Here is a 19781-nt window from a genome sequence, read left to right as displayed (position 1 = left end):
GGGCGGACACGGTAGGGACAGCTACGGCTATAGCGGCGTGAGATTGGCGTACGCCGCCACCAGCCACCTGCTGCCGGCACCTTCGAAGTTCACCTGCAGCCGGGTGTGTGCACCGCTGCCTTCGGCGCTGATCACCACGCCATCGCCGAAGCTCGGGTGGCTGACGCGCTGGCCGAGTTTCACCGGCAGCGATTCCTCCAGCGACGGAGCGACCTCGTGCGGGCGGCCGGCGTACCGCGGGAGGGTGACGTGCACGCGCGGGCGCACTTCGTCGACCAGCTCGGCCGGTATTTCGCCGAGAAAGCGCGACGGCCGCGCCAGCATTTCGGTGCCGTGCATGCGGCGCGATTCGGCGTAGCTCACCACCAGCCGCTCGCGGGCCCGGGTGATGCCGACGTAGGCGAGCCGACGCTCCTCCTCCAGCCGGCCCTCGTCCTCCACCGAACGCTGGCTGGGGAACAGGCCTTCCTCCATGCCGACCAGGAACACCAGCGGAAACTCCAGCCCCTTGGCCGAGTGCAGCGTCATCAGCTGCACGCAGTCGTCCCAGGCTTCGCCCTGGTTCTCGCCCGCCTCCAGGGTGGCGTGCGAGAGGAACGCCGACAGTTCGCCCAGGCCCGCGTCGATGTCCTCGGCGGTGCGCTCGAAGCGGCTGGCCACGTTGACCAGTTCGTCCAGGTTCTCCACCCGCGACTCGGCGTTGCCGCGGCTGTCCTTCTCGTAGAAATCGCGCAGGCCGGTGTGGGTGATCGCGTGGTCGATCTGCTCGGCGAGGGTCAGCGCCTCCTTTTCGCCATCGGGCGTGGGCGGCTGGAAAGCGCGGGCCATCGTGTCGATCATGCCGAGGAACGCCTTCACCGCATTCTTCGCCCGCCCGGCCAGTTCGCTGCCGCCGGTGAGTTCGATGAGCGCGGCTTCCCACATCGAGCTGCTCCCGCTGCGTGCCCGGCGGCGCAGCACGTCCAGCGTACGATCGCCGATGCCGCGTGGCGGGGTGTTCACCGCGCGCTCGAACGCGGCGTCGTCGTGGCGGTTGGCGGTGAGGCGCAGGTAGGCCAGCGCGTCCTTGACCTCGGCACGCTCGAAGAAGCGCTGGCCGCCGTAGACGCGGTAGCCGATGCTGCGCTGGGCCAGCTGCTCCTCGAAATTGCGCGACTGCGCGTTGGAGCGGTACAGGATGGCGCAGTCCTTCGCGCTGCCGTGCTCGGCGATGTATTCGCGGATCCGCTCGACCACGAAGCGCGCCTCGTCCTGTTCGTTGTAGGCCGCATACAGCGCGATGCGCTCGCCCTCCCCGCCGGCGGTCCACAGCTGCTTGCCGAGGCGGCTGCCGTTGCGCTGGATCACGCTGTTGGCCGCCTTCAGGATGGTCGAGGTGGAGCGGTAGTTCTGTTCCAGCTTGATCGTGCGCGCGCCGGGGAAGTCGCGCAGGAACTGCTGCATGTTCTCCACCTTGGCGCCGCGCCAGCCGTAGATCGACTGGTCGTCGTCGCCCACGGCGAAAACCTGTCCGGAAGCCGCCTTGCCGGTGGCGCCGGCGAGCACGCGGATCCACGCGTACTGCAGGGTGTTGGTGTCCTGGAACTCGTCGATCAAAAGGTGCCGCCAGCGCTGCTGGTAGTGCTCCAGCACGGCCGGGTTCTTCAGCCACAATTCGTGCGCGCGCAGCAGCAGTTCGGCAAAGTCGACCAGGCCCGCGCGCCGACAGGCTTCCTCGTAGGCCTGGTAGATGCGCACGAAGGTGTGCGTGACCGGATGGTCGCGGTGCTCGATGGCGTCGGGGCGCTTGCCCTCGTCCTTCCAGCCGTTGATGGTCCAGGCGGCCTGGCGCGGGGGGAATTTCGCCTCGTCCAGCCCGAGTCCGGCGACGACGCGCTTCACCAGCCGTTGCTGGTCGTCGGCATCGAGGATCTGGAAGCCTTCCGGCAGCCCGGCCTCGCGCCAGTGCCGGCGCAGCAGGCGGTGCGCGATGCCGTGGAAGGTGCCCACGGTGAGGCCCTGGATGCCGCCCGGAATCAGGTTTTCCAGCCGCGCGCGCATCTCGCCGGCGGCCTTGTTGGTGAAGGTGACGGCGAGGATCGCCCACGGCGGCACACGCTCCACCTGGGTCAGCCAGCCGATGCGGTGGGTGAGTACGCGGGTCTTGCCGGAGCCGGCGCCCGCGAGGACGAGGTAGTGGCCGGGCGGAGCGCAGACGGCTTCGCGCTGCGCGTCGTTGAGCGGGTCGATCAGGTACGAGACATCCATCGTGCCCATTGTAATGGCCGCATGCGCAAACCGCCGCGATGGCGCGGCGGCTTGGAGCCGCGGTGGGCGCTCAGCGCTTCCTGCCGGCGATGCCGCCGACCACCAGCAGGCCGCCGGCCACGATGCCGGCGATGCCGAGCCATGCCGGCACGGCCTTGGTGTGGGTGGCTTCGACCTTCGCCGAACCCAGCTGGGCCAGGGTTTCGGTCTGTTGGTAGCTGGCCTTGCCGAGGGTGATCCAGATGCCGGCGACCAGCAGGATGATGCCGGCGATGAAAAGTCCTGCGCGCATGGGAACTCCTTCGGTGGGTGACGGGCCGAGTATGCCGGGGACGGCATGTTTGCAGTGTACAGGCGGCACGCGGGACGAAAAAAAGCCCCGGAGGCTAGGGGGAGCCTCCGGGGCGGGGGGCAGGCAAGAAAACCCAGGGGAGAGGTTTCGTGCCTGTGGCGGGTCCAGGGAGGTGGACGCGCCAGGATGCCGTTGCGTGCATCCGATGTGTTGGAGTGCGATTGGCGGGAAAAAGTTGCAGCGTTCCGAAAAAAATTCAGAAACGATTCATTCTCATGAAATATTAACCGCGGCAAACGCGACTCGGCGGCGCGGCACCGCTCAGTGCGCCTCATCCCAGTTCGCGCCCACGCCGACATCGACCAGCAGCGGCACCGCCAGTTCCGCCGCGCCGGACATGCGCTCGACCACCGCGGCGCGTACCGCATCGATCGCATCGGCACGCACCTCGAACACCAGTTCGTCGTGCACCTGCATCAGCATGTGGGCGTCGTCGCGGCCGGCCAGCCACGCCGCCACGGCGATCATCGCGCGCTTGATGATGTCCGCCGCGCTGCCCTGCATCGGCGCGTTCACCGCGGCGCGCTCGGCGCCCTGGCGCAGGCCCTGGTTGCGCGAGGTGAGGTTCTCCAGGTACAGCCGGCGGCCGAAGATCGTCTCCACGTAGCCGTCGCGGTGCGCGCGTTCGCGGGTGGCCTCCATGAATGCGTGCACGCCGGGGTAGCGGGCGAAGTAGCGCGCCATGTAGTCGCTGGCTTCGCCGCGATCCACGCCGAGCTGGCGCGCCAGGCCGAACGCGCTCATGCCGTACATCAGGCCGAAGTTGATCGCCTTGGCGGCCCGGCGCTGGTTGGCGCTGACCTCCTCGGGTTTCAGCCCGAACACCTCGGCGGCGGTGGCGCGGTGCACGTCGCCGCCCTCGCGGAAGGCCTTGAGCAGGCCCTCGTCGCCGGACAGGTGCGCCATGATGCGCAGCTCGATCTGCGAGTAGTCCGCCGCCATCACCTGCCAGCCCGGCGGCGCGATGAAGGCCTGGCGGATGCGCCGGCCTTCCTCGGTGCGCACCGGGATGTTCTGCAGGTTCGGGTCGGAGGAGGAGATCCGCCCGGTCGCCACCGAGCCCTGGTGATAGCTGGTGTGCACGCGGCCGGTGCGCGGGTTGACGATGCCGGACAGCTTGTCCGTATAAGTGCTGCGCAGCTTGGCCAGGCCGCGGTAGTCGAGGATCAGCCGCGGCAGTTCGTGGGTGTCGGCGATCGCCTCCAGCGCTTCCTCGTTGGTCGACGGCTGGCCGGTCGGCGTCTTCAGTTTTGCTTCGAGGTGCAGTTCGTCGAACAGCACCGCCTGCAGCTGCTTCGGCGAATCGAGGTTGAACTCGCGCCCGGCCAGCGCGTACGACTGCTGCTGCAGTTCCAGCATGCGCCTGCCCAGCTGCTGGCTCTGCCGGCGCAGCTCGTCGCCGTCGATCAACACGCCGCGGCGTTCCATCTCGGCCAGCACCGGCACCAGCGGGATCTCGATCTCTTCGTACACGCGGCGCAGCGACGGCACGCTCTCCAGCTTCGGCCACAGCGCGTGGTGCAGGCGCAGGGTGACGTCGGCGTCCTCGGCGGCGTAGCGGCAGGCGGTGTCCAGGTCCACCTGCGAGAACGAGATCTGTTTCGCCCCCTTGCCGGCGACCTGCTCGTACTTCACGGTGTCGTAGCCGAGGTACTTCTTCGCCAGCGAATCCATGTCGTGGCGCGTGGCGGTGGCGTTCCACACGTAGGACTCCAGCATCGAGTCGTGCCTGAGCCCCTGCACGGCGATGCCGTAATGCGACAGGATGTTGATGTCGTACTTCGCGTGCTGGCCCAGCTTGGGCCGCGCCGGATCCTCGAAGAGGGGCTTCAACGCGGCGAGCACGCTGTCGCGATCGAGCTGCTTCGGCACGCCGGGATAGTCGTGGCCGAGCGGGATGTAGCAGGCCTTGCCCGGCTCCACCGAGAGGCTGAGGCCGACGATGTCCGCGCGCATCGCGTCGAGGCTGGTGGTCTCGGTGTCGAACGCGATCAGCGGCGCCTCGCGCAGCTTTCCGATCCATGCATCGAGCTGTGCCGGCGTGGTGACCAGCTCGTATTCGCCCGCGAATGAAAAGTCGGCCGCCTCTGCAGGAGCGACTTCAGTCGCGATGCCTTCCGTCGTGGCCGCGGCAGAAGTGTCGTCGCCTTCCCCGCTGGCCGGTGCCGCATTGTCCAGTTCCTTCAGCGCCGCCTTGAATTCGTAGCGCGTGTACAGCTCGCGCAGCAGCGTGCTGTCGGCCTCGCGCCGGGTCAGCTCGGTGGGGCCGAACTCCAGCGGCACGTCGACCTTGATCGTCGCCAACTGGCGCGACAGCGGCAGCTGCGGCAGCGTGGCGCGCAGGCTTTCGCCGATCTTGCCGCCGATCCGGTCGGCATTGGCGATCACGCCGTCCAGCGTGGCGTATTCGGCCAGCCACTTCGCGGCGGTCTTCGGGCCGCACTTGGGTACCCCGGGGATGTTGTCGATGGCGTCGCCGGTGAGCGCGAGGAAGTCGATGATCTGTTGCGGCGTCACGCCGAATTTTTCCATCACGCCGTCGCGGTCCATCACCGTGTTGCTCATGGTGTTGACCAGGGTGACGTGCGAACCGACCAGCTGGGCCATGTCCTTGTCGCCGGTGGAAACCTCCACCTCGATGCCGAGCGCCTGCGCCTGCAGCGCCAGCGTGCCGATCACGTCGTCGGCCTCGACCCCGGGCACGCGCAGGATCGGAAAGCCCAGCGCGCCCACGATCGCCAGCATCGGCTCCACCTGGGCGCGCAGGTCGTCCGGCATCGGCGGCCGGTTCGCCTTGTACCGGTCGTACAGCGCGTCACGGAAGGTGGGGCCGGGCGCGTCGCTGACGAAGGCCAGGTAATCGGGGTTCGCCTTCAGGGTGGCACGCAGCATGTTGACCACGCCGAACAGCGCGCCGGTGGGCTCGCCGCGGGCATTGCTCAGCGGCGGCAGCGCATGGAACGCGCGATACAGATAGGACGAGCCGTCGATCAGGATGAGTTTGGGCATGGGGGCGGGCTGACCTGTGCGAAGCAGGCCGCGCCGGTGGGTTGCTGGCCGGCGCGACAGGGAAGAATGGGGGAGTGTATGTCGATACACGGCCGAATGATGACGCGGGGCAGTCGGACCTGCTTGGCGGGGCCGATGCGCGCAGCCTTCCTGCGCCAAGACGGAATGCCGCGCTTCACGGATGGGGGCGGTGGCCGCTGTTATGCTCTGCTGCCCCAACGAGGTCGCCGCCATGAAAAACGCCGCCCTGCTGCTTGCCGCCAGCTTCCTGTTCGCCACGCATGCGATAGCGCAATCCGCTGCCCCGGCGAACGTGCCGCCGCCGCCGGGACTGAACGACCCGGGCGTGAAGGCGGTGGCGCCGGCGACACCGGCTTCCGCGCGGACGACGGGCACATCGCTGAAGCTGAAGCCGCAGTCCCTGCCATCGATGCGCGACGACGGCGGCGCGCGGACGGCGCCCCGCGACCAGTCGCCGCCGCAGGTGCGGATCCGCCAGGAGGGCGACAACAGCATCCAGGAGTACAGCCGCAACGGCCGCGTCTACATGGTGGTGGTGACGCCGAAGAGCGGCATCCAGCAGACCTACATGGTCGACCCGCAGGGCCGCCTGGTCGACGAGCACGGCATGAAACCGGTCGGGCCGGTGATGTACAAGCTGCTGGAGTGGGGCAAGAGCCCGCCGCCGGCCGCGGAGTCGAGCGCACCTGCCGCAGCGGACAGCGGCCACTGAACCGCCCCGCCGGCGCGGGCGTGCCGGCGGAGCCGAAGCGGTATCCGGGCGGAGGGCGACGCGATGCAACTGCGTGAAAGCTGGTTGCTGTTTGCGCTGGGTTCGGCGCTGTTCGCCGCGCTGACCGCGCTGTTCGGCAAGCTCGGCGTGGCCGGCATCAATTCCAACCTCGCCACCTTCATCCGCACCGTGGTGATCCTGTTCGTCACCGCCGGCATTCTCAGCCTGCGCCAGGAATGGGCCAGGCCAAGCGGGCTGCCGCTGCACAGCTGGCTGTTCCTGGTGCTGTCGGGCATCGCCACCGGCCTGTCGTGGCTGTGCTACTACCGCGCCCTGCAACTGGGCCCGGTCAGCAAGGTGGCGCCGATCGACAAGCTCAGCGTGGCGATCGCGATCGTGCTGGCGCTGGTTTTCCTGGGCGAGAAGCCGAGCCTGTCGCTGCTGGTCGGCGGCGGCCTGATCGTGGCCGGCGCGATGGTGATCGCGCTGGCCTGAGCGGGATCTACGCCGGATCATCCAGCTCCGGGTAGTGGCGGAAGATGCCGTTCTCGTTGAACGGCAGCCGCCGCGGCGATGCCAGGTAGGCGGCGAGGCGTGGCCGCTGCGCCACGCGCACCTTGAGCGCCTGCAGGTGCGGCAGGCTGCTGCCGAGGCGGCGCATCGCGCGCGGAAACGCGTATTCCAGCCCGCTCGTCAACTGGAACAGCGAGAGATCGACATACGAGTGTTCGTGCAGCGCATGGTGGCCGCCGCCGCGCTCCAGCACCTGCTCGAAGTAGTCCAGGTACTTGGGCAACCGCGTCTCGCGCAGGTCGGCGGAGCGGCGGCGCGCCTCGCCGAGCTGGTCCTCGTAATACAGGCTGGCGGCGATCGGGTGATGGGAGTCGTGCACCTCGGCGACCAGGTCGGCGATGGTCAGCTGCAGCTGGTGCGCGTACAGCCGCCGGCCCTCGCCCTCCGGCACCAGGCCGAGCAGCGGGGCCAGGTATTGCAGGATGTTCGCGGTCTGCGCGATCAGCAGCCGGCCGGCCTTGAGGAACGGCGGCGCGAACGGCAGCGCGCCCTCGTGCACGCCGTCGAGGTAGCGCATGATGGCGTCGTCGCCCTGCTCGCGGGCCACGTCGACGTAGCTGGCACCGGCATCCTCCAGCGCCAGCCGCACGAATTCGCCGCGGCCCTGGATGCCGGTCCAGTAATAGAGCTCGTAGCGCATGGCCGTTTTTCCGGACTCACCGCCGATCTTGGCACGCGCGACTTCTACGGGGCGTGAGTGCGCCACTGCCGGCGCAGTCCGGCTCAGTGGCGGAAGTGGCGCATCCCGGTGAACACCATCGCCATGTCGTGCTCGTCGGCGGCGGCGATCACCTCGGCGTCGCGCATCGAGCCGCCGGGCTGGATCACCGCGCTGATGCCCGCCGCGGCAGCGGCGTCGATACCGTCGCGGAACGGGAAGAAGGCGTCGCTCGCCATCACCGAGCCGCGCACTTCGAGCTTTTCGTCGGCCGCCTTGATGCCGGCGATCCTCGCGCTGTACACGCGGCTCATCTGGCCGGCGCCGATGCCGATGGTCTGGCGGTCGCGGGCGTAGACGATGGCGTTGGACTTGACGAACTTGGCCACCTTCCACGCGAAGATCAGGTCGTGGATCTGCGCCTCGGTGGGTGCCTTGCGGGTGACCACCTTCAGGTCCGCCGCGCTGATCATGCCAGTGTCGGCGCTCTGCAGCAGCAGGCCGGAACCGACCCGTTTGGAGTTCATGCCGGGGTGCGCGGCACGCAAGTCGCCGCCAGCAGGTGTCGGGATCACCAGCACGCGCACGTTACCCTTCTTGTGGAAGGCCTTCAGCGCGTCATCCGCATAAGCCGGTGCCAGCACCACCTCGACGAACTGGCGTTCGACGATCGCACGCGCGGTGGCGCCGTCGACTTCGCGGTTGAACGCGATGATGCCGCCGAACGCGGAGGTGGGGTCGGTCTGGAAGGCCAGGTCGTACGCCTTGCCGATGCCGTCCAGGCTCACCGCCACGCCGCACGGGTTGGCGTGCTTGACGATCACGCAGGCCGGCTTGACGAAGCTGCGCACGCATTCCCACGCCGCATCGGCGTCGGCGATGTTGTTGAACGACAGCTCCTTGCCCTGCAGCTGGCGGAACGTGGCCAGCGTGCCCGGTGCCGGATACAGGTCGCGGTAGAACGCGGCCTGCTGGTGCGGGTTCTCGCCGTAGCGCAGGTCCATCAGCTTCACGAAGCGGCCGTTGACCTGGCCGGGGAACGCGGCATGACCGGCGATCGCGTCCTGCGTGTCGTTGAGTTCCAGCGCGGACAGGTAGTCGCTGATCGCGCCGTCGTAGCTGGACACGTTGTTGAATGCGGCCACCGCGAGCCTGAAGCGGGTGGCGCGGGCGAGGCCGCCCTGGCTTTCGATCTCGGTCAGTGCGTTCTCGTATTGATCCGGCGAGGTCAGTACGCCCACGTCGTTCCAGTTCTTCGCCGCCGAGCGCAGCATCGCCGGGCCGCCGATGTCGATGTTCTCGATCGCCTGTTCCAGCGTGCAGCCGGGCTTGGCCACGGTCGCCTCGAACGGGTACAGGTTCAGCACCAGCAGGTCGATCGGCGCGATGCCCAACTCGGCCATCACCCTGTCGTCGGTACCGCGACGGCCGAGCAGGCCGCCATGCACCTTCGGGTGCAGCGTCTTCACACGGCCGTCCATGATCTCGGGAAAGCCAGTGAGGTCGCTGACCTCGGTGACCGCGATGCCCGCTTCGCGCAGCGCCTTCGCGCTGCCGCCGGTGGAGAGCAGTTCGATGCCTTTCGCGGCGAGGCGCCGGCCCAGATCGATCAGGCCGGTCTTGTCGGAAACACTGAGCAGGGCGCGACGGACCGGGACGAGCTGGGGGGCGGACATGGGCGGGGTTCCTTGGCGGGAAAGCCGCTCATTATAGCCGTCCCGTGCAGGGGCGGCCGGATCGAGGGATTACAGCAGGCCGTGTGCGGCCAGCTTCTTGCGCAGGGTGGCGCGGTTGATGCCCAGCGCCGTGGCGGCGCGGCTCTGGTTGCCGTCGTGAAAGGCCAACACCTCGCGCAGCAGCGGCAGTTCGACCTCGCGCAGGACCAGCGCATGCAGGCCCTCGGCGCACTCGGTGTCGCCGATGTCGGCGAGATAGCGGCGTACCGTGCGGGTGACGCATTCGCTCAATGCGCTCTGCCCCTGGGAGCTGACGCCTGGCGAACCGGCGTTCTGCGACGAGGTCTGTTTCGCGGCCTCGACGGCAGGCAGTCTTACGGCATTCACGGACATCTTCCCTCGGGTGCGAGGCGGCGGCTGCATGGGCCGCTGCATTATGGTCATGGCTGTCGCGGCAGATCGCGGGGGTGTCGAGTACCGGCTTGGCGATCTGCGCAGGGGGCCGAGTCTACCCGCGTGTGCCGATAATTTTAAGTGCTATTCGAAACCGAGTTCGAACCCCACCGCCTTGTCGCCGGGGTCCTCCACTTCCAGCAGCAGCACCGCGGCTGCACCCGGCGCCAGCCCACGCTGCAGGGTGGCCTCGTCGTCGAGATACTCGTGCGGCTGCAGCCGGCGCATCGCGATGCGCTGGCCCTGCGCGTCGGACAGGGTGATCGTCAGCACCGGATACGGCTGGGCGAACGCGGCGTCGTTGCGCACGCTGGCACTGATCATCAACGCGCCGGCAACGCTGGGGTGGGCCTGCACGTTGCTGGCCAGCAGATGCAGCTGTTGCGGCGCGGCGACCAGCGGCAGGCGGCAGGCGAGCAGGGCGCAGCTGCTGCGCAACCAGTCGCCGGTAAGCGGGTTGCGGACCAGCTCATCGCGCTTGGCCCAGGCCAGCTGGGCGCCGAGCAGCAGCGCCAGCGTCAGGCATGCCAGCACCCACGGCCAGCGTCGTTCGGCGGACAGCGCCCCATGCCGGTGCCGCGTGCGCCGGCCCGACCGCCCGGACGCACGGGCTTGCGGCTCGCGCGCAAAGCGCGGGGCGAACACCAGCTGCGAAAAATCCTCGATCGCCGCTGCGCCTGCCCTCGCCGCATTGTCGCCGACCACCACCACCGGCGGTTCCGAGCGCGGCCGGTAGACCACCAGGTCGAGGCACGGCGGCTCGAACGCGGGTTCGTTGACCGGCAGCTCGACGAATGGCTCCGGCGGCAACTGCGCGGTGAGCGTGGCGAGGCTGTCGAAGCTGGCATGGCAGTGTCCGCACACGGCGTGGCCGTGCGCCTTCGCGAGTGTCTGCGCATCCAGCGAAAACACGGACAGGCATTCGGGACATTGGGTGTACATGCGAGCCGCTTCGATCGAACCGCGGCAAGCTTAGCAGGGAGTCGCCGGCGGCCGTCGCCCGCTCAGCGGCGGCGGCCGCTGATGCGCACCCAGTCCTCGCGGGTATCCACGCGCAGTTCGTCGAACCATTCGGCGTAGCGCTGCAGCAGCTCGTCCTGCTGGCCGGCGAGGATGCCGGAGATCGCGAACGGTGCACCGGGTTTCGCCGCGGCGGCGAAGGTGGGCGCCAGTTCGCCGAGCGGGCCGGCGAGGATGTTCGCGATGAAGACATCAGCCGCCTCCGCCTCGACGTCCTCCGGGAGAAACAGCGCGAGCCGGTCGGCGACGCCGTTGCGTTCGGCGTTGTCGCGCGAGGCAGTGAGCGCCTGCGGGTCGTTGTCGACGCCGACCGCGCCGGTCGCGCCGAGTTTCAGCGCGGCGATCGCCAGGACGCCGGAGCCGCAGCCGTAGTCGGTGATCGTCTTGCCGGCCAGGTCGAGGCCGTCCAGCCACTCCAGGCACAACGCAGTGGTGGGATGGGTGCCGCTGCCGAAGGCCAGGCCGGGGTCCAGCCTTACGACGACCAGTCCATCGTCGGCCGGTGGCTCGATGTTCCACGGATAGATCCACAGCCGCCGGCCGAACGGCATCGGCTTGAACTGGTCCATCCAGGCGCGCTCCCACTCCTGGTCGGCGACCTCGGCGAAGTTCAGCTGGTCGGGTTCGAGCCACGGCAGCAGTTCGCCCAGCGCGGCGGCGAGGCCACGCCGGTCGGCGTGCTGGTCGAACAGGGCGTCGAGCGTGATCGTGGGCCACAGCGGCAGCTCGCCCACGCCCGGCTCGAAGATGGCCTGTTCGTCCGGCGTCTCGGCATCGGCGTCGCGCAGCGTGATCGACAATGCGCCGAGGTCGTCCAGCGCTTCTTCCGCGCGGGGTTGCTGTTCGGTGCGGACGACCAGGGAGAGTTCGAGGAAAGGCATCAGGCGAGGAGTGAGGGGAGAGGAGTGGAAGAAGAGCCGATGGCTGGAGAAGTTGTCGGAGAGCGGATCTTGCGGTGTGGATGGAGCGGGCAAGGCCGATTCAGGGGGCGCGCCACGTGCGTGCCCTCTCTCGTTCCTCACTCCTCTCCACTCACTCCCTCTCTTCGCCGGCCGCCTTGTGTTCCTTCTGCTCGGCCATCCGCTTCTCGAGGTAGTGGATGTTCTGGCCGCCATGGTGGAAGCCGGCGTCGGCCATGATCCGCTGCTGCAGCGGGATATTGCACTTGACGCCCTCGATCACCGTCTCGGCCAGCGCCAGGCGCATGCGCGCGATCGCGGTCTCGCGGTCGGGGCCGTGCACGATCAGCTTGCCGATCATCGAATCGTAGTTCGGCGGGATGCGGTAACCGTCGTACAGATGGGTGTCCACGCGCACGCCGGGGCCGCCGGGCGCCTCGAAGCGCTTCACCGTGCCGGGGCTGGGCATGAACGTGTCCGGATCCTCGGCGTTGATGCGGCACTCGATCGCATGGCCGGTGATCTTGACGTCCTCCTGGCGGATCGACAGCTTCTCGCCGCCGGCGATCAGCAACTGCTCGCGCACCAGGTCGATGCCCGTGATGAATTCGGTCACCGGGTGCTCGACCTGGATGCGCGTGTTCATCTCGATGAAGTAGAAGCGGCCGTTCTCGAACAGGAACTCGAACGTGCCGGCGCCGCGGTAGCCGATGCGCAGGCAGGCGTCGACGCAGACCTTGCCAATCGCCGCGCGCTGCTCCGGCGTGATGCCCGGGGCCGGGGCTTCTTCCACGACTTTCTGGTGGCGGCGCTGCATCGAGCAGTCGCGCTCGCCCAGGTGGATCGCGTTGCCCTGGCCGTCGGCGAGTACCTGGATCTCCACGTGGCGCGGATTCTCCAGGAATTTCTCCATGTACACCTGTTCGTTGCCGAACGCGGCCTTGGCTTCGGCCTTGGTCATGGTGATGGCGTTGCCCAGGTGCGCCTCGGTGCGCACCACGCGCATGCCGCGGCCGCCACCGCCGCCGGCGGCCTTGATGATCACCGGGTAGCCGATCTCGCGGGCGATCTTGACGTTGGTGTCCACGTCCTCGCCGAGCGGGCCGCCGGAGCCGGGCACGCATGGCACGCCGGCCGACTTCATCGCGCGGATCGCCTCGACCTTGTCGCCCATCAGGCGGATCACCTCGGCGGTCGGGCCGATGAAGACGAAGCCGGACTGCTCCACCTGCTCGGCGAAGTCGGCACGCTCGGACAGGAAGCCGTAGCCAGGGTGGATCGCCTGGGCGTCGGTGATCTCCGCCGCGGCGATGATCCGCGGGATGTTGAGGTAGCTGTCGACCGACGGCCCGGGGCCGATGCAGATCGACTCGTCGGCGAGGCCGACGTGCTTCAGGTTGCGGTCCACGGTGGAGTGCACCGCCACGGTCTTGATGCCCAGACTGTGGCAGGCGCGCAGCACGCGCAGGGCGATTTCGCCGCGGTTGGCGATGACGACCTTCTCGAGCATCCGGGCGGCCTCAGGCAATCACGAACATGGGTTCGTCGAATTCCACCGGCTGGCCGTTCTCGACCAGGATCGCCTGCACGGTGCCGGCCACGTCGGCCTCGATCTGGTTGAACATCTTCATTGCCTCGATGATGCCCAGCGTCTCGCCGGCCTTGACCTGCTGGCCGACCTTGACGAAGGCCGGCGTGCCCGGCGTGGCCGAGGCGTAGAACGTGCCGACCATCGGTGCCTTCACCACGTGGCCGGCGGGCAGCGCGTTCGCGACCGCAGCCTCGGCGGACGGCGCCGCGGGGGTCGCGGCGACCGGGGCGGGCGCGGCGGCCATCACGACCGGCGCGGCCGGTACGGCGGCCGGGGCGGGTGCGGCGCTCTTCGGCACGCGCGACAGGCGGACGACTTCCTCGCCCTCCTTGATTTCCAGTTCGGCGAGGTTGGATTCCTCGAGCAGGTCGATCAGTTTCTTGATTTTGCGCAAATCCATCGGATCAGCCTTTGGTCAGTCATGCCACCGGGGTGGCTGGAAGTGGATGGGGTGGGCCGTACGGCGGCACGCCGGTCAGGACGCGGCCGGCGCCTGCAATCGCTGCAGCGCCGCGTCCAGCGCCAGCCGGTAGCTGTCGCCGCCGAAACCGCAGATCACGCCGAGCGCGAGGTCGGACAGGTACGAGTGGTGGCGGAACGACTCGCGGGCGAACAGGTTCGACAGGTGCACCTCGATGAACGGGATCGCCACCGCGGCAAACGCGTCGCGCAGCGCGATGCTGGTATGGGTGAACGCGCCGGCGTTGCACAGGATCATCGCGGTACGGTCGTCGCGGCTCTGGTGGACGCGCCCGACCAGCTCGTGCTCGGCGTTGGACTGGAACCAGGCCAGCTCGTGCCCGGCCGCGTGCGCGCGCTCGGCCAGTTGCCGGTTGATGTCGGCCAGCGTCTCGCGGCCATAGATCTGCGGCTCGCGTGCACCCAGCAGGTTGAGGTTGGGTCCGTGCAGGACCAGGATTTTCGCCACGAAACCGTCCGCCAGCGTCCGGAGGCCCCGGAACCCGGCGCAGTGTGCGCGCAGTCGGGAATCTTGTCCAGTTCGCTGCAGATCGGCGATGTTTGACGGAGAAGCGCCGGGTTTCCGTGCGTGGCCGTATGTCAGTGCTCGGCTTCCGCCGGTGCCAGCCACCGTGCCAGCTGCGCGGCGGAGAGCGGCCCGGCATGTGTGGCCAGGATGCGTCCATCGGCGTCGATCAGCACGCTATAAGGCAGTATCTGACGTGTATTGCCGAGTTTCAGCGAGCTGCTTGGTGGCCCCATCTCCCCGATCAGGATCGGGTAATCCACCGGATGTGCCGCCAAAAAGGCGCGAACGTGTACTGGCTCATCCATCGCTATTCCAATCACGATCGCCCCCTGTTCGCCGAATTTGGCCTGGGCCTCGGCCAGCGCCGGCATCTCCCGCAGGCACGGCGCACACCAGCTGGCCCAGAAGTTCAGCAGCACGCGGCGCCCGCGGTAATCGTCCAGTCGATGGAGTTTGCCGTCGAGGTCGGGCAGCACGAGCGGCGGCGGCAACTGGCCGAGCAGGCTTGGCGGCGTCGTCCCGGCGGCCCGCTGGCGGTGTTGCAGGTAGCCGCCCAGCGCGGCGGCCAGCACGGCCAGGCCGAGGATCAGCCAGTTGCTGCGGCTGAGCATCAGCGTGCCGCTTCGGTCAGCGCCCGCTCGATCATCGAGCGGGTCAGTACCGTGGACAACTGCTTGCCCGGGCCGCCGTTTTTCGGGAACACCACATAGAGCGGCACGCCGGGCGAGTGGTACTGCTGCAGGAACGCGCTGATGGTCGGGTTGACGTCGGTCCAGTCGCCCTTCATGTAGACCGCGCCGGTGCGCTGGAGCAGGTCGCGGAACGCCTGCGTGCCCAGCACGGCGTGTTCGTTCGCCTTGCAGGTGACGCACCAGTCGGCGGTCATGTCGACGAACACGGGCGTACCGGCCGCGCGCAACTCGGCGAGTTTCTGCGGACTGTAGGCGACCACGCCTTCCTCGGCCACGGCCGCAGCCGACGGCGGCGGTACCTGGGCCAGCAGGTACAACGGCACCAGGGTGGCGAGCGCCAGCACCGCCACCATCAATTTGCCGGGCGCTCCCCGTGAGCGGCTGCGTTCGAACCACCACAGCGTCATCGCCAGCAGCACCATCGCGACCAGCACCAGGCCGACCGCGTCGGCGCCGCGCTGGTTGGCCAGCACCCACACCAGCCAGGCGGCGGTGAGGTACATCGGGAAGGCCAGCACCTGCTTCAGCGTTTCCATCCAGCGTCCGGGCTTCGGCAGCAGGCGCGCCAGCGCGGGCACGAAGCCGACCGCCAGGAACGGCAGCGCGAGGCCGACGCCCAGCGCCAGGAACACCAGCAGCGCGGACAACATCGGCGCGGCGAACGCGTACGCCAGCGCGCTGCCCATGAACGGCGCGGTGCACGGGCTGGCCACCACCACCGCCAGCACGCCGGTGAAGAAGTCGCCGACCGGGCCGGAGCGGTTGGCCAGATTCGCGCCGGTATTGCCCAGCGACGCGCCGAACTGCACCACGCCGGACATCGACAGGCCCACCGCCAGCATCACGCAGGCCAGTGCGCCGACCAGCAGCGGTTGCTGCAGCTGCGAACCCCAGCCCATCGCGTGGCCGGCCGCGCGCAGGGCGAGGATGCCCAACCCCAGCGCGGCAAAGCTGCTCAGCACGCCAGCGGTGTAGAACAGCGCATGCCGGCGCGCGGTGGCGCGGTTCTCGCCGCTTTCCAGCACGCTGACCGCCTTGATCGACAGCACCGGCAGCACGCACGGCATCAGGTTCAGCACCAGTCCGCCGCCCAGCGCCAGCAGCAGCGCGGCGAGCAGGCTGACCTGCAGCGGGCCGCCGGCGAGATCGGCCGGTGGCAGTTCCGGCGCTGGTGTGCCGGACGTTGCCGCACCGCCATTCAGGTCGATGTCCACCGTGCGCGTCATCAGCGGATAGCACAGGCCGCCGTCCTGGCAGCCCTGGAAGCTCGCCTGCAGCGCGAGTCGCATGCGGCCGGCCAGGTCGCCGTCCACCGTCACCGGCAGCTCGACCTGGTCGAAGTACACGGTGACGTCGCCGTAGTGTTCGTCGTGATGCGCGGTGCCGGCCGGCCATGCGGGATGCAGCGTGAGGCCGGCGGCGTCGGCGAGCTTCAGCGTGGTCTGGTCGCGGTACAGGTAGTAGCCCTTCGGCATCGTCCAGCGCAGCAACAGTTGTTTGGGACCCTGCGCCAGCGCCTCGAAACGGAACGCCTGTTCGGCTGGCAGCGGCGCGCCCGCCGCAGTCGTGCCGGCATTGCTGCCGAGCCGGTCGAGCGCCGCGCCCAATGCGTTGCCCGCAGCCGGCGTGGCCGGAGCGCCGGCTGCGGCCGGCAGCGGCAGGTCCAGTTTCTCGGTATGCGGCGGATAGCAGATCTTCGGCTCGACCTCGTGGCAGCCCTGGTACTGCACGCTCACGGCGAGTCGCGTGGTGCCGGCGGCGACCGTGTACGGGATGCTGGCGTCGACGCCGTGGTGGTAGGTCTCCACGTCGCCGAGGTATTCGTCGTGATGCTTCTCGCCGTCGGGCAGCTGCGCCTCGCCGAGGGTGACGCCGTCGCCGCCCTTGAACTTCATGCGGCCGCGGTAGAGGTAGTAGTCCGGCGCGATCGTCCAGTGCAGCTTCAGCACGCCGGGGGTGGCGGCGTCGGCGCTCAACTTGTACGCCTCGGTGACCGGCAGCAGGTTGTCGGTGTCCTGCGCCGGCGCGGACGGCGCGCACAGCAGGCCAAGCAGCAGGGCCAGGGCGGGGAGGCGGGCGGCCAGGCGGCCGATGGTCGAAGGCATCGTGGTTCCAGGTTCCGGTGGTGCAACGGTGGAGAAAGCATTATGGATCATGCGGAACGGGCCGCCGTTCGTTGCGGCCTTATGTCTCCCCGGCGGCCAGCGGCGCCGTGGCGCGGCGTCCGCGGACCAGCCCGGTGGTGAGCGCCGTGCCCAGCAGGATCACGGCGCAGCCGCCGAGCATGCGCGCGCTCACCGGTTCGCCGAGCAGCAGGGCGCCCCACAGCACGCCGAATGCGGGGATCAGGTAGGGGATCACCATGATGCGCGTCGCGCCGACCCGCGCCAGCACCCAGAAGAACAGCACGTAGGCCAGCGCCGTGCACAGCACGGCCAGCCCTGCGGCCGCCAGCCACGCATGCAGCGGCGGGGGCTGCGTGGGCCACGCCAGCAGCGTGGTCGGCAGCAGCAGGAGCGCGGCGACCATGTGGCTGCCGACCGTCACCACCAGCGGCGTCACGCCGGCCAGGCGCAGGTGGGTGTAATGCACCGCGTAGCCGTACAGCACGGTGGCGGCGACGCAGGCGAGCAGCGCCAGGCCCGCGCCCGACCCCGGCGCGAGACTGCCTTCGGCCAGCCAGACCACGCCGGCAAAACCGATCGCCAGCCCGGCGCCGCGCCAAGCGTCCAGCCGCTGACCCAGCCACAGCCAGCCGATCAGTGCGGCGAACATCGGCGTCATGCCGTCGATGATCGAGGCCAGCCCCGCCGGCAGGCTGCGCGTGGCGAAGGTGAACAGCACGAAAGGCAGCGCCGAGTTGGTCAGCCCGACCACCGCGATCGGCCACCAGTGCGCGCGCCACTCGGCCCGGCGTCGGCGCGAGGCCAGCAGCGGCAGGAAGCACAGCGCCGCGCCGATCGCGCGCAGGCCGGCCAGCGGCAGCGCGCCGAAGGCGCCGGCGCCCATCCGCATGAACAGGAAGGAGCCCCCCCACAGGGCGCCCAGCGACAGCAGCACGGCGTAGTCGATCTTCTTCACGGTGGGATTCCTGATGGGAGGCGGCCAGATTAGGGTGCGGCGATGCCAGATGCTGTCAGCAGTGTTCGAGCCGCCGGCCGTTTGCGGGAACGGTCCGGCTTCGGGCTGCCGGGCGTCGTGCGGCGCCGTTCAGCGAGGGGCGGTGGCCCGCATTTCGGCGACGAGGCCGATCCCGCGGTGGGGTACGCCCACGTGGCGACGCGGGTGGGGGTCGTGGCCAGGGATGGCGGTGGGCTGCGTCACGGGGTGCTCCTGTCCGGTGGGAGTAGGTGCAGGCTAGGCGTTGCCATGGTCCTTGAAAAGATCCACGATATGACAATCATCAGGGTCCACTTTGCGGGGCGCCATGCAGCATCCGTTCGAGTTTCCGCTGCAGCTGCCCGCCAGCGGGTCGCGCCAGCGCCTGGCCGCGCTGCACGCGCAGCTGCACGCGGCGATCCTCGACGGGCGACTCCAGCCCGGCTTGCGCCTGCCCGCCACGCGCGAACTGGCGCAGGCGCTGAAGATCTCGCGCAACACGGTGGTGGCGGCCTACGAACTGCTGCTGAGCGAGGGCTACGTGGTCGCCCGGCGCGGTGCCGGCAACTACGTGGCCGATCTGCTGGGGCGCCGCGGCCAGCGCGGCGCGCCGCCGCCCGGACCCGGCGGCGACCGCCGGCTGACCCCGTACTGGCGCGCGGCGCGCCTGCCGGCGCCGATGCAGCTGGGCGCCTGTACCCATGACTTCCGCGTGGGCATTCCCGACAACCGGCAGTTTCCTTTCGAGCTGTGGCGGCGGCTGTCGGCGCGGGCCCTACGCGGCCTGTCCAAGGCGCCGCCGCTGTACGGCCACGCCACCGGGCGCCCGGCCCTGCGCGAGGCGATTGCGCGGCACGTCTCCTTCGCCCGCGCGGTGGCCTGTGATCCGGACGACGTGGTGGTGACCAGCGGCGCCCAGCAGGCCTTCGACCTGTTGGCGCGGGTGCTGGTGACGCCGGGGCGCACCGTGGTGGCGGTGGAGGACCCGGGCTACCCGCCGCTGCGCGCCGCGTTCGCAGCCGCCGGCGCCAGGGTGGTACCGGTGGCGGTGGATGCCGAGGGACTGGTGGTGGAGAAAATCCCGGCCGAGGCGCGCGTGGTCTATGTGACGCCCTCGCACCAGTTCCCGCTGGGCGTGCCGATGTCGCCGTCGCGGCGCGCGGCCCTGCTGGCCTTCGCCGCGGCCCGCCAGGCGGTGGTGGTCGAGGACGACTACGATGGCGAGTTCCGCTACGGCGGACGCCCGCTGGACGCCCTGCAGACACTCGATCGCGATGGCCTGGTGTGCTACGTGGGCACCTTCTCCAAGTGCCTGTTCCCCGCACTGCGGCTGGGCTACGTGGTGGCACCGCCCTGGCTGCTGCCCGCGCTGGCGGCGGCCAAGGCGATGACCGACTGGCACTGCGACCTGCCCGCGCAGGACACCCTGGCGGCGTTCATCACCGAGGGCCACCTGGCCCGCCACGTGCGCAGGATGCGCAAGGAGTACGCGGAGCGCCGCGCGACGCTGCTGGAGGCGCTGTCGTGCCACGGCATCGAGGCCTGGCCGTCGGATGCGGGCCTGCACCTTTCGGCGCGGCTGCCCCACCGGGTCCGCAGCGCCACCCTGGTGGAGCAGGCCGCCGCCCAGGGCATCCATCTGGAAGGCCTGGACGGCTATACCCACGGCCGGGTCGCCATGCAGGGGCTGGTGCTGGGCTTTGGCATGATCGAGGCCGCGCGCATCGGCGAGGCGCTGCGGCGGGTGGCGCGCCTGCTGCCGCGCTGAGGCAGGCACGGCGCCGCCGCCAA

Annotated in this window: 17 protein-coding genes; 3 read left to right on the top strand and 14 right to left on the bottom strand. The window is 69.5% G+C overall.

What is annotated here, in order from left to right:
- Positions 1–27: 27 nt before the first annotated feature.
- The 3 genes from uvrD to polA form a co-directional block, all read right to left on the bottom strand.
- Positions 28–2247, bottom strand: a complete 2220-nt coding sequence (gene uvrD, locus DEO45_RS12140) for a DNA helicase II (RefSeq protein WP_114344395.1) — start codon at positions 2245–2247, stop codon at positions 28–30.
- A gap of 70 nt (positions 2248–2317) precedes the next feature.
- The gene (locus DEO45_RS12135; protein WP_114344025.1) at positions 2318–2539 is read right to left on the bottom strand and encodes a hypothetical protein; all 222 of its coding nucleotides are present in this window, start codon (positions 2537–2539) and stop codon (positions 2318–2320) included.
- 321 nt (positions 2540–2860) lie between these two features.
- Complete coding sequence (gene polA, locus DEO45_RS12130; protein ID WP_114344022.1) at positions 2861–5608, bottom strand: DNA polymerase I; 2748 nt, start codon at positions 5606–5608, stop codon at positions 2861–2863.
- 232 nt (positions 5609–5840) lie between these two features.
- On the opposite strand from polA, the gene DEO45_RS12125 reads away from it, so the two are divergent.
- Positions 5841–6341 (top strand): DUF2782 domain-containing protein, encoded by a 501-nt coding sequence (locus DEO45_RS12125; protein ID WP_114344393.1) that lies wholly within the window; start codon positions 5841–5843, stop codon positions 6339–6341.
- A 63-nt stretch (positions 6342–6404) separates the two neighbouring features.
- Positions 6405–6836, top strand: coding sequence for an EamA family transporter (locus tag DEO45_RS12120; RefSeq protein WP_114344019.1), 432 nt, complete (start codon positions 6405–6407; stop codon positions 6834–6836).
- Positions 6837–6843: 7 nt separating this feature from the next.
- On the opposite strand, the gene DEO45_RS12115 is transcribed toward DEO45_RS12120, so the two are convergent.
- From DEO45_RS12115 to DEO45_RS12065, 11 genes are all read right to left on the bottom strand, one after another.
- Entirely contained in the window at positions 6844–7554 is a 711-nt protein-coding gene (locus DEO45_RS12115; protein WP_114344016.1) for a glutathione S-transferase, read from the bottom strand.
- Between the two features lie 83 nt (positions 7555–7637).
- Positions 7638–9248, bottom strand: a complete 1611-nt coding sequence (gene purH, locus DEO45_RS12110; RefSeq protein ID WP_114344014.1) for a bifunctional phosphoribosylaminoimidazolecarboxamide formyltransferase/IMP cyclohydrolase — start codon at positions 9246–9248, stop codon at positions 7638–7640.
- Positions 9249–9317: 69 nt separating this feature from the next.
- Positions 9318–9641, bottom strand: coding sequence for a helix-turn-helix domain-containing protein (locus DEO45_RS12105; RefSeq protein ID WP_114344011.1), 324 nt, complete (start codon positions 9639–9641; stop codon positions 9318–9320).
- A gap of 144 nt (positions 9642–9785) precedes the next feature.
- On the bottom strand, positions 9786–10643 hold the full coding sequence (locus DEO45_RS12100) for a zinc-ribbon and DUF3426 domain-containing protein (RefSeq protein ID WP_114344009.1): 858 nt from the start codon (positions 10641–10643) through the stop codon (positions 9786–9788).
- A 62-nt stretch (positions 10644–10705) separates the two neighbouring features.
- Positions 10706–11602 carry a 50S ribosomal protein L11 methyltransferase gene (gene prmA, locus DEO45_RS12095; protein ID WP_114344007.1) on the bottom strand — a complete coding sequence of 299 codons (897 nt, stop codon included), beginning with the start codon at positions 11600–11602 and terminating at the stop codon, positions 10706–10708.
- 151 nt (positions 11603–11753) lie between these two features.
- Positions 11754–13130: an acetyl-CoA carboxylase biotin carboxylase subunit gene (gene accC, locus DEO45_RS12090; protein WP_114344004.1), complete on the bottom strand. Its 1377-nt coding sequence runs from the start codon at positions 13128–13130 to the stop codon at positions 11754–11756.
- A 10-nt stretch (positions 13131–13140) separates the two neighbouring features.
- Positions 13141–13611: an acetyl-CoA carboxylase biotin carboxyl carrier protein gene (accB, locus tag DEO45_RS12085; RefSeq protein WP_114344002.1), complete on the bottom strand. Its 471-nt coding sequence runs from the start codon at positions 13609–13611 to the stop codon at positions 13141–13143.
- Between the two features lie 75 nt (positions 13612–13686).
- Positions 13687–14139 (bottom strand): type II 3-dehydroquinate dehydratase, encoded by a 453-nt coding sequence (aroQ, locus tag DEO45_RS12080; protein WP_114343999.1) that lies wholly within the window; start codon positions 14137–14139, stop codon positions 13687–13689.
- 131 nt (positions 14140–14270) lie between these two features.
- Complete coding sequence (locus tag DEO45_RS12075; RefSeq protein WP_114343997.1) at positions 14271–14810, bottom strand: TlpA family protein disulfide reductase; 540 nt, start codon at positions 14808–14810, stop codon at positions 14271–14273.
- Positions 14810–16996 carry a protein-disulfide reductase DsbD family protein gene (locus tag DEO45_RS12070; RefSeq protein WP_114343995.1) on the bottom strand — a complete coding sequence of 729 codons (2187 nt, stop codon included), beginning with the start codon at positions 16994–16996 and terminating at the stop codon, positions 14810–14812. The genes DEO45_RS12075 and DEO45_RS12070 overlap by 1 nt, the downstream gene beginning before the upstream one ends.
- Before the next feature lie 79 nt (positions 16997–17075).
- Positions 17076–17972, bottom strand: coding sequence for a DMT family transporter (locus tag DEO45_RS12065; protein ID WP_114343993.1), 897 nt, complete (start codon positions 17970–17972; stop codon positions 17076–17078).
- A 346-nt stretch (positions 17973–18318) separates the two neighbouring features.
- On the opposite strand from DEO45_RS12065, the gene DEO45_RS12060 reads away from it, so the two are divergent.
- The gene (locus DEO45_RS12060; RefSeq protein ID WP_114343991.1) at positions 18319–19758 is read left to right on the top strand and encodes a PLP-dependent aminotransferase family protein; all 1440 of its coding nucleotides are present in this window, start codon (positions 18319–18321) and stop codon (positions 19756–19758) included.
- Positions 19759–19781 lie beyond the last annotated feature (23 nt).

It is taken from the genome of Rhodanobacter denitrificans (genome assembly GCF_003335105.1).
Lineage (GTDB): Bacteria > Pseudomonadota > Gammaproteobacteria > Xanthomonadales > Rhodanobacteraceae > Rhodanobacter > Rhodanobacter denitrificans_A.
The sequence above is the reverse complement of the archived record's forward strand: the minus strand, read 5'-3'. Positions and strand labels throughout refer to the sequence as shown.